This window comes from Streptomyces viridochromogenes DSM 40736 (assembly GCF_000158955.1).
Lineage (GTDB): Bacteria > Actinomycetota > Actinomycetes > Streptomycetales > Streptomycetaceae > Streptomyces > Streptomyces venetus.
Genome location: NZ_GG657757.1, coordinates 1,970,408 through 1,980,434 on the forward strand (window position 1 = coordinate 1,970,408; position 10,027 = coordinate 1,980,434).

The window sequence follows — 10,027 nt, forward strand, 5'->3', positions numbered from 1 at the left end:
TCCGCCCTGGCCTCCGTCGCGCTGACCGGCGCCGCCACCTGGGCCGTGGTCGGGGGGACTTCGCTCGCCCGCGAGGCACAGGCCGTCGGGCGGGCCCTGGAGGCGGGGGACGTCGAAGCGGCCCGTGCGCGGCTGCCGCATCTGTGCGGGCGGGACCCGCAGGCGCTGGACGCCGACGGGATCGCCCGGGCCGTCGTCGAGTCCGTCGCCGAGAACACCTCCGACGCGGTCGTGGGGGCTCTCGTGTGGGGGGCCGTCGGTGGTGTGCCGGGGCTTCTCGGCTTCCGGGCCGTCAACACCCTCGACGCCATGGTCGGGCACAAGTCCGCCCGGTACCGGCGGTACGGGTGGGCCTCCGCCCGGCTGGACGACCTCGCGGGGTGGCCGGGGGCCCGGCTGACCGCCGTTCTCGCGGCGCTGGCCGGACCGGATCCGCGCGGGGCCGTCCGCGCCTGGCGGGCGGACGCGGCGAAGCATCCGAGCCCCAACGCCGGGCCCGTGGAGGCCTCTTTCGCCGGGGCGCTCGGGGTGCGGCTGGGCGGAACGCTCTCGTACGGCGGGCGGGTGGAGCACCGGCCCGTGCTGAACACGCAAGGACGTGCCGTCGACACGCACGACGTCGCACGGGCCGTGCGGCTGTCGCGGCGCGTCACCTGGCTCGCGCTCGGGGTGTGCGCCGGTGCGCGGTTGCTCAAGAGGGGGCAGTGAGTATGAGCGGTGGGCTTCTTGTCGCCGGTACCACCTCCGACGCCGGCAAGAGCGTCGTCACGGCGGGGATCTGCCGGTGGCTGGTCCGGCAGGGCGTCAAGGTCGCGCCCTTCAAGGCGCAGAACATGTCCCTCAACTCCTTCGTGACGAGGGAGGGCGCCGAGATCGGGCGCGCGCAGGCCATGCAGGCGCAGGCCTGCCGCGTCGAGCCGACCGCGCTGATGAACCCCGTGCTGCTCAAGCCCGGCGGCGAGCGCAGCAGCCAGGTCGTGCTGATGGGCAAGCCGGTGGGCGAGTTGAGCGCGCGCGGGTACCACGGCGGACGTCAGCAGAAACTGCTCGGGACCGTTCTCGACTGTCTCGCCGAGTTGCGGGGCACGTATGACGCGGTGATCTGTGAGGGGGCCGGTTCTCCCGCCGAGATCAATCTGCGGCGGACGGACATCGTCAACATGGGGATCGCGCGGGGCGCGCGGCTGCCCGTGCTCGTCGTCGGCGACATCGACCGGGGCGGGGTCTTCGCCTCGTTCTTCGGGACCGTCGCCCTGCTCTCGCCCGAGGACCAGGAGCTCGTCGCCGGGTTCCTCGTCAACAAGTTCCGCGGGGACGTGAGTCTGCTGGAGCCGGGCCTCGACATGCTGCACGGGCTCACCGGACGGCACACCTACGGCGTCCTGCCCTTCCGGCACGGGCTCGGCATCGACGAGGAGGACGGACTGCGCGTGTCCCTGCGCGGGACCGTGCGCGAGTCGACCGTCGCCCCGCCCGTCGGGGAGGACGTCCTGCGGATCGCCGTCTGCGCGATCCCCCTCATGTCCAACTTCACCGACGTGGACGCCCTGGCCGCCGAACCGGGTGCGGTGGTGCGGTTCGTGGACCGGCCGGAGGAGCTCGCCGACGCCGATCTCGTCGTCGTCCCGGGCACCCGGGGGACGGTCCGCGCGCTGGAGTGGCTGCACGAGCGGGGGCTCGCCGAGGCGCTGAAGCGCAGGGTCGCCGAAGGGCGGCCCGTCCTCGGCGTCTGCGGCGGCTTCCAGGTGCTCGGCGAGCACATCGAGGACGACGTCGAGAGCCGCAAAGGGAGCGTGGAAGGGCTCGGTGTCCTTCCCGTCCGTGTGCGGTTCGCCGCGGAGAAGACCCTGACCCGGCCGGTCGGGGAAGCCCTCGGCGAGCGCGTCGAGGGGTACGAGATCCATCACGGGATCGCCGAGGTCACCGGTGGGGAACCCTTCCTGGACGGCTGCCGGGTCGGGCAGACCTGGGGCACGCACTGGCACGGCTCACTGGAGTCGGACGGGTTCCGGCGGGCCTTCCTGCGCGAGGTGGCGGCCGCGGCGGGCCGCCGTTTCGTGCCGGCGCCCGACACGTCGTTCGCCGCGCTGCGCGAGGAGCAGCTCGACCGGCTCGGCGACCTGATCGAACAGCACGCGGACACGGACGCGCTGTGGCGGCTCATCGAGTCGGGCGCGCCGCGAGGACTGCCCTTCATCCCACCGGGAGCGCCCGCATGAGCACTGTGTTGTTGTTGTCGACCGCCGACACGGACCTGCTGGCGGCCCGGGCCGCCTCCGGTGTCTCGTACCGGATCGGCAATCCGACCCGTGTGGACGCCCGGGAGGAGCTTCCGGCGCTGCTGGAGGGCGCCGACATCGCCGTCGTACGGCTGCTCGGCGGGAAGCGGGCCTGGGAGGACGGGCTCGCCGTGCTGAAGGCGTCCGGCGTCCCCACCGTGCTGCTCGGCGGCGAGTCCGTGCCCGACGCGGAGCTGATGGCCGAGTCGTCCGTGCCGGCCGGGGTCGTCGCGGAGGCGCTGAAGTACCTCGTCGAGGGCGGACCGGCCAACCTCACCGAGCTGGCCCGGTTCCTGTCCGACACCGTGCTGCTCACGGGCGAGGGCTTCGCCGCGCCGCAGCGGATGCCCGAGTACGGCGTCCGGGGCGAACGTCCGCGCCACCAGGGCCGGCCGACCGTGGGCGTGCTCTTCTACCGGGCGCACGAGCTGAGCGGCAACACCGCGTTCGTGGACACCCTGTGCGACGCGATCGAGGCGCGGGGGGCCGACGCGCTGCCCGTGTACTGCGGTTCGCTGCGCGGGGCGGACGAGGGGTTGTACGAGATCCTCGGGCAGGCGGACGCCCTCGTGGCGACCGTGCTCGCGGCCGGTGGCACCCACGCCTCGCAGGCGTCGGCGGGCGGCGACGAGGAGTCCTGGGACATCGGCGCCCTCGCCGAGCTGAACATCCCCGTGCTGCAAGGGCTGTGCCTGACGTCCTCGCGCCGGGCCTGGGAGGCGTCCGACGCCGCCCTCTCCCCCATGGACGCCGCGATGCAGGTGGCCATCCCGGAGTTCGACGGGCGGCTGATCACCGTGCCGTTCTCCTTCAAGGAGCAGGCCACCGAGGACGGCGCCGACGTGCCCGTGTACGTCGCCGACCCGGAGCGCGCCGCCCGGGTCGCCGGGATCGCCGTGCGGCACGCGGAGTTGAGGCACAAGGCGAACGCCGACAAGAAGCTCGCGCTCGTCTTCACCGCCTACCCGACCAAGCACTCCCGGGTCGGCAACGCGGTCGGCCTGGACACCCCGGCCTCGGCGGTACGGGTGCTGGACGCCCTCCGGGACGCCGGGTACGCCGTGGAGGGACACCCCGACAACGGCGACGAGCTGATCCACCGGCTCATCGAGGCCGGCGGTCACGACGTCGAGTGGCTGACCGAGGACCAGCTGGCGTCGGCGCCCGCGCGCGTGCCGCTCGCCGACTACCGGGCGTGGTTCGAGAAGCTCGACCCGGAGCTGAAGGACGCCATGACCGCGGCGTGGGGCGAGCCGCCGGGCGGCCTGTACGTCGACGGGGACGACATCGTGCTGGCGTCCCTGCGGTTCGGGAACGTCGTGGTGATGATCCAGCCGCCGCGCGGCTTCGGCGAGAACCCGATCGCGATCTACCACGACCCGGACATGCCGCCGTCGCACCACTACATGGCGGCGTACCGCTGGCTGGAGAACAGTTTCGGCGCGGACGCCGTCGTGCACATGGGCAAGCACGGCACGATGGAGTGGCTGCCCGGCAAGGGACTCGGGCTCAGCGGCGGCTGCGCCCCGGACGCCGTCCTCGGAGACCTGCCGCTGATCTACCCGTTCATCGTCAACGACCCCGGCGAGGGCACCCAGGCCAAGCGCCGCGGGCACGCGACCGTCGTCGACCACCTCGTGCCGCCGATGGCGCGCGCCGACACCTACGGTGATCTGGCCAAGCTGGAGCAGCTCCTCGACGAGTACGCGCTCGTCTCCGACCTGGACCCGGCGAAGGCCCCGGCCGTGCGCGCGCAGATCTGGACGCTGGTCAAGGCGGCCGAGCTCCATCACGACCTGCACGTCGACGAGCAGCCGGCCGACGAGGCGTTCGACGAGTTCGTCATGCACATCGACGGCTATCTGTGCGAGATCAAGGACGTGCAGATCAGGGACGGTCTGCACATCCTGGGCGGCGGGCCCGTCGGCGAGCCGCGCGTCAACCTCGTCCTGGCCGTGCTGCGCGCCTCGCAGGTCTGGGGCGGGCAGGCGAACGCGCTGCCCGGGCTCAGGGCGTCGCTCGCGGAGCACTTCGGGCTGGTGGAGAAGGAGTTGCTGGCCGAGCCGGGCGCGCCGGTGAAGGTGCCGGTGGAGCTGACGGACCTGGTGCAGGGCCCGGCGCGGACCGCCGCCGACGCGATCGACCTGCTGGAACAGCTGTGCCGGCGGCTCGCGGAGGGCATGGAGGAACGCGGCTGGGCGGTCGCCGAGAGCCCGGCCCTGGTCCGGGAGGTACTCGGCACCGAACTGCCCGCCGCGGCGGCGGTGCTGGAGTTCGCCTGCGGGGAGGTCGTGCCGCGGCTGGCCCGGACCACCGACGAGATCGGGCACATCCTTCGGGCGCTGGACGGCGGTTACGTCCCGGCGGGCCCGTCCGGGTCGCCGACCCGCGGGCTGGTCAACGTCCTGCCGACGGGTCGCAACTTCTACTCCGTCGACCCCAAGGCGATCCCGTCCCGGCTGAGCTGGGAGGTCGGGCAGTCGCTGGCGGACTCGCTGGTGCAGCGGTACCTGAGCGACACCGGCGCGTACCCGAAGTCCGTCGGGCTGACGGTGTGGGGCACCTCGGCCATGCGCACCCAGGGCGACGACATCGCCGAGATCCTGGCCCTGCTGGGCTGCCGGCCGGTGTGGGACGACGCCTCTCGGCGGGTGACCGGGTTCGAGGTCGTTCCGCCGGCCGAGCTCGGCCGGCCGCGCATCGACGTCACGGTCCGGATCTCCGGCTTCTTCCGGGACGCGTTCCCGCACGTGGTGGGGCTGATCGACGACGCGGTGCGGGCCGTGGCCGAGCTGGACGAGCCCGCCGAGCAGAACTACGTCCGGGCGCACGCCGACCAGGACACCGCCGAGCACGGCGACCGGCGCCGCGCCACGGCCCGGATCTTCGGATCCAAGCCGGGGGCTTACGGGGCCGGTCTGCTGCCGCTGATCGACGCCCGCAACTGGCGCTCCGACGCGGACCTCGCCGAGGTGTACGCGGTGTGGGGCGGCTACGCCTACGGGCGGGGGCTCGACGGACGGGCCGCGCGCGGGGACATGGAGACGGCGTTCCGGCGGATCGCGGTCGCCGCGAAGAACGTCGACACGCGCGAGCACGACCTGGTCGACGCCGACGACTACTTCCAGTACCACGGCGGCATGGTCGCCATGGTGCGGCACCTGACGGGCGCGAGCCCCGAGGCGTACGTGGGTGACTCGGCGACCCCGGACCAGGTGCGGACCCGCACGCTGGGCGAGGAGACCCACCGCGTCTTCCGCGCCCGCGTGGTCAACCCGCGCTGGATGGCGGCCATGCGGCGGCACGGCTACAAGGGCGCCTTCGAGATGGCGGCGACCGTGGACTACCTGTTCGGGTACGACGCCACGGCCGGGGTCGTGGACGACTGGATGTACGAGAAGCTCAGCTCGGAGTACGTCTTCGACCCGGAGAACCGGGACTTCATGAAGACGTCCAACCCCTGGGCACTGCGCGGCATCACCGAGCGGCTGCTGGAGGCCGCCGACCGCGGACTGTGGGCGGAACCGGACGCGGAGACGCTCGAGCGGCTGCGTGCCACCTACCTTGAACTCGAAGGCGACTTGGAGGGCGACGCGTGAGCGCCCTGCGAACCCCCACGTCGACGGGGAGCACACCTGCACACCGCCTACCGCCGGCGACACGGCCGGACCGTCCCCGTGTCGGCGGGGAGCAGGCTTCGACCACGACGGGGCCGCGGCTCGGCTGCGCCTCGTTCTGCCATGAATCCCCCGAAGGAGTGATCACCGCGTGAGCACGCCCTATCCCTTTACCGCCCTCGTCGGACAGGACAGCCTCCGATTGGCGCTGCTCATCAACGCGGTGAGCCCGGCGGTCGGCGGTGTGCTGGTGCGCGGTGAGAAGGGCACGGCCAAGTCGACGGCCGTGCGGGCGCTGTCGGCGCTCGTGCCGGAGGTCGACGTCGTCTCCGAGTGCCGCTTCTCCTGCGACCCCGGCGCGCCCGACCCCGGCTGCCCGGACGGACCCCACGAGCCGGGGGGTTTCGCCACCCGGCCCGCCCGGATGGTCGAACTGCCCGTCGGCGCCTCGGAGGACCGGCTCGTGGGTGCGCTCGACATCGAGCGGGCCCTCTCGGAGGGCGTGAAGGCCTTTGAACCCGGGCTGCTCGCCGACGCGCACCGCGGGATCCTCTACGTCGACGAGGTCAACCTCCTCCACGACCACCTGGTCGACCTGCTGCTGGACGCGGCCGCGATGGGTGCCTCGTACGTCGAGCGGGAGGGTGTGTCCGTACGGCATGCCGCGCGGTTCCTGCTGGTCGGCACCATGAACCCCGAAGAGGGCGAGCTGCGGCCGCAGTTGCTGGACCGGTTCGGGCTGACCGTCGAGGTCGCGGCCTCGCGGGAGCCCGACCAGCGGGTGGAGGTCGTCAAGCGGCGGCTCGCCTACGACGCCGATCCGGCCGGGTTCGCGGCCCGGTGGGCGGACGAGGAGAGCGCCGTGCGGGCGCGGATCGCGGCGGCGCGGGAAGCTGCCTGCCGTCCCTGCGGCTGGGCGACGCGGCGCTGCGGCAGATCGCGGCGACCTGCGCGGCGTTCGAGGTGGACGGCATGCGCGCCGACATCGTGATGGCGCGCACGGCGACCGCGCTGGCGGCCTGGGCGGGGCGTACGGACGTGCTCGCTGAGGACGTCCGGCAGGCGGCTCTGCTCGCGCTGCCGCACCGCAGGCGCCGCAATCCCTTCGACGCGCCGGGGCTGGACGAGGACAAGCTGGACGAGACCCTGGAGGAGTTCTCCGGGGACGACGATCAGGACCCGGATCCGGACCCGGACTCCGACCCGGATCCGGGGCCGGACGGGCCCGGTGGCGGCGGTGGGCAGCCGGAGCCCGACGAGGGGCCCCAGGGCGACGACTCCGAGGCCCGGTCCGAGGCCGGGGAGGGCGGGCAGCCGCAGCCGCAGCCGTCGGGGGCCGGCGAGCAGTCGGCCGTACGGGCCGCCGAACCGTTTCGGACCAAGGTGCTGAGCGTGCCCGGCCTCGGCGAGGGAACCGCCGGGCGGCGGTCCCGGGCGCGGACCGAGCACGGGCGGACCACGGGTGCCCGGCGGCCCAAGGGCGCGCTCACCAAGCTGCACCTGGCGGCGACCGTGCAGGCCGCGGCGCCGCACCAGCGGGCTCGCGGGCGGTCCGGGCCGGGTCTCGTCGTGCGCCGGGACGACCTGCGGCAGGCCACCGCGAGGGGCGCGAGGGCAATCTCGTGCTGTTCGTCGTGGACGCCTCCCGGGTCGATGGCGGCGCGGCAGCGGATGAGTGCCGTGAAGGGGGCCGTGCTGTCGCTGCTGCTGGACGCGTACCAGCGGCGGGACAAGGTGGGGCTGGTGACGTTCCGGGGGTCGGGCGCGGACGTCGCGCTGCCGCCGACGTCCTCGGTGGACGCGGCGGCGGCCCGGCTGGAGTCGCTGCCGACGGGCGGGCGTACGCCGCTGGCCGCCGGGCTGCTGCGCGCGCACGACGTGCTGCGCGTGGAGCGGCTGCGGGATCCGGCGCGACGGCCGCTGGTCGTGGTGGTCACGGACGGACGGGCCACCGGAGGTCCGGAGCCGGTCGCCCTGGCCGGGCGTGCGGCACGGCTGTTCGCGGCCGAGGGTGTCGCGTCCGTCGTCGTGGACTGCGAGTCCGGGCCGGTGCGGCTGGGGCTCGCCGGGCAGCTCGCCGGTGAACTGGGCGGCACCGCCGTGACGCTGGACGAGCTGCGGGCGGACTCGATCGCCGGGCTGGTGAGGGATGTGCAGGGGACCACGAGGAGGGCCGCTTAATGCCGCAGGGACAGCCGAGTGTCATTCCGGACGACGGTCTGACGACCCGACAGCGCCGGAACCGGCCGCTCGTCGTGGTGAACACGGGCGTCGGGAAGGGCAAGTCGACCGCCGCCTTCGGGCTCGCGCTGCGGGCCTGGAACCAGGGGTGGCCGATCGGGGTGTTCCAGTTCGTCAAGTCGGCGAAGTGGAAGGTCGGCGAGGAGAACGCGCTGCGGGTGCTCGGCGCCTCCGGCGAGGGCGGGTCGGTCGCCTGGCACAAGATGGGCGAGGGCTGGTCCTGGGTGCAGCGCGACGCGCAGCTGGACAACGAGGAGAAGGCCCGGGAGGGCTGGGAGCAGGTCAAGCGGGACCTGGCGGCCGAGACGTACCGGCTGTACGTGCTGGACGAGTTCGCCTACCCGATGCACTGGGGCTGGGTGGACACGGACGAGGTCGTGGACGTCCTGCGGAACCGGCCCGGCACCCAGCATGTGGTGATCACCGGGCGCAACGCCCCCGAGAAGCTGCTGGACTTCGCCGACCTCGTGACCGACATGTCCAAGGTGAAGCACCCCATGGACGCCGGGCAGAAGGGGCAGAGAGGCATCGAGTGGTGACGTCCCCCTCCGTTCCCCGGCTGGTCGTCGCCGCGCCCTCCTCGCGGAGCGGCAAGACCACCGTCGCCACCGGGCTGATGGCCGCGTTCGCCGCGCGGGGGCTCGCCGTGTCCCCGCACAAGGTCGGGCCGGACTACATCGACCCCGGGTACCACGCGCTCGCGACCGGGCGGGTGGGGCGGAACCTCGACGCGTACCTGTGCGGGCCGGAGCTGGTCGGGCCGTTGTTCCTGCACGGGGCGCGAGGGTGTGACATCGCCGTCGTCGAGGGCGTGATGGGGATGTACGACGGGGCCGCCGGGGAGGGCGAGCTGGCGTCGACGGCTCATGTCGCGAAGTTGCTGCGGGCGCCGGTGGTGCTGGTCGTCGACGCGTCGTCGCAGTCGCGGTCGGTGGCGGCGCTGGTGCACGGGTTCGTCTCCTTCGACCCGGAGGTGCGGGTCGGGGGCGTGATCCTCAACAAGGTCGCGTCGGACCGGCACGAGGAGCTGCTGCGGGAGGCCCTGGAGCAGGTGGGCGTGCCGGTGCTCGGGGTGTTGCGGCGGGCACCGCAGGTGGACACGCCGTCCCGGCATCTGGGGCTGGTGCCGGTCGCCGAGCGGCGGGCGGCGGCCGTGGAGGCGGTCGCCGCCATGGCCGCGCAGGTGTCGGCGGGGTGTGACCTCGAGGCGTTGGCTGCGCTGGCGCGGAGTGCCGGTGCGCTGTCCTGTGCGGCTTGGGACGCGGCTGAGGCGGTCTCCTCGGCCACCCACCACCCGACACGGTCGGAACGGTCGGACAAGAGGCCGGGCCGACAGGCCGAGGCCGGTGGAGGCGTGCCGAGGGTCGCTGTGGCCGGTGGGCCGGCCTTCACCTTCTCCTATGCCGAGCATGCCGAACTGCTCGCCGCCGCCGGTGCCGACGTCGTGCCCTTCGATCCCCTGCGGGACGAGGAACTGCCCGAGGGGACGAGCGGGTTGGTGATCGGGGGCGGTTTCCCCGAGGTGTACGCCGCCGAGCTGTCCGCCAACGAAGGCCTGCGCAAGGCCGTCGCCGTCCTGGCGGAGAGCGGTGCTCCCGTCGCCGCCGAGTGTGCGGGGCTGCTGTACCTGTGCCGGGAGCTGGACGGGCTGCCCATGTGCGGGGTGCTGGACGCCGGGGCGCGGATGACCGAGCGGCTGACCCTGGGCTACCGGGACGCCGTCGCCGTCGGCGACAGTGTGCTCGCGGCGGCGGGGACGCGGATGCGCGGGCACGAGTTCCACCGGACCGCCGTGGAGCCCGGCTCGGGCGCGGACCCCGCCTGGGGCTTCCGGACTCCGCACCGGCGGGTCGAAGGTTTCGTACAGCGCGGTGTGCACGCGAGCTATCT

Annotated in this window: 5 protein-coding genes and 1 pseudogene; all 6 read left to right on the forward strand. The window is 73.7% G+C overall.

Going from position 1 to position 10,027, the window contains the following annotated elements; translation table 11 throughout:
• The coding region (cbiB, locus tag SSQG_RS08625) for an adenosylcobinamide-phosphate synthase CbiB (protein ID WP_039932168.1) at positions 1–708 on the forward strand (708 nt) is incomplete at its 5' end.
• Between the two features lie 2 nt (positions 709–710).
• Positions 711–2,219, forward strand: a complete 1,509-nt coding sequence (locus SSQG_RS08630; protein WP_003989348.1) for a cobyric acid synthase — start codon at positions 711–713, stop codon at positions 2,217–2,219.
• Positions 2,216–5,878 (forward strand): cobaltochelatase subunit CobN, encoded by a 3,663-nt coding sequence (gene cobN / locus SSQG_RS08635; RefSeq protein WP_003989349.1) that lies wholly within the window; start codon positions 2,216–2,218, stop codon positions 5,876–5,878. The genes SSQG_RS08630 and cobN overlap by 4 nt, the downstream gene beginning before the upstream one ends.
• Before the next feature lie 169 nt (positions 5,879–6,047).
• Positions 6,048–8,077: pseudogene (locus SSQG_RS08640) on the forward strand (putative cobaltochelatase).
• Positions 8,077–8,676, forward strand: a complete 600-nt coding sequence (gene cobO, locus SSQG_RS08645) for a cob(I)yrinic acid a,c-diamide adenosyltransferase (protein ID WP_003989352.1) — start codon at positions 8,077–8,079, stop codon at positions 8,674–8,676. The pseudogene SSQG_RS08640 and the gene cobO overlap by 1 nt, the downstream one beginning before the upstream one ends.
• Positions 8,670–10,027 (forward strand): cobyrinate a,c-diamide synthase (locus tag SSQG_RS08650; protein ID WP_039934886.1); only part of this gene is annotated, 1,358 nt, incomplete at its 3' end. The genes cobO and SSQG_RS08650, both read left to right, overlap by 7 nt.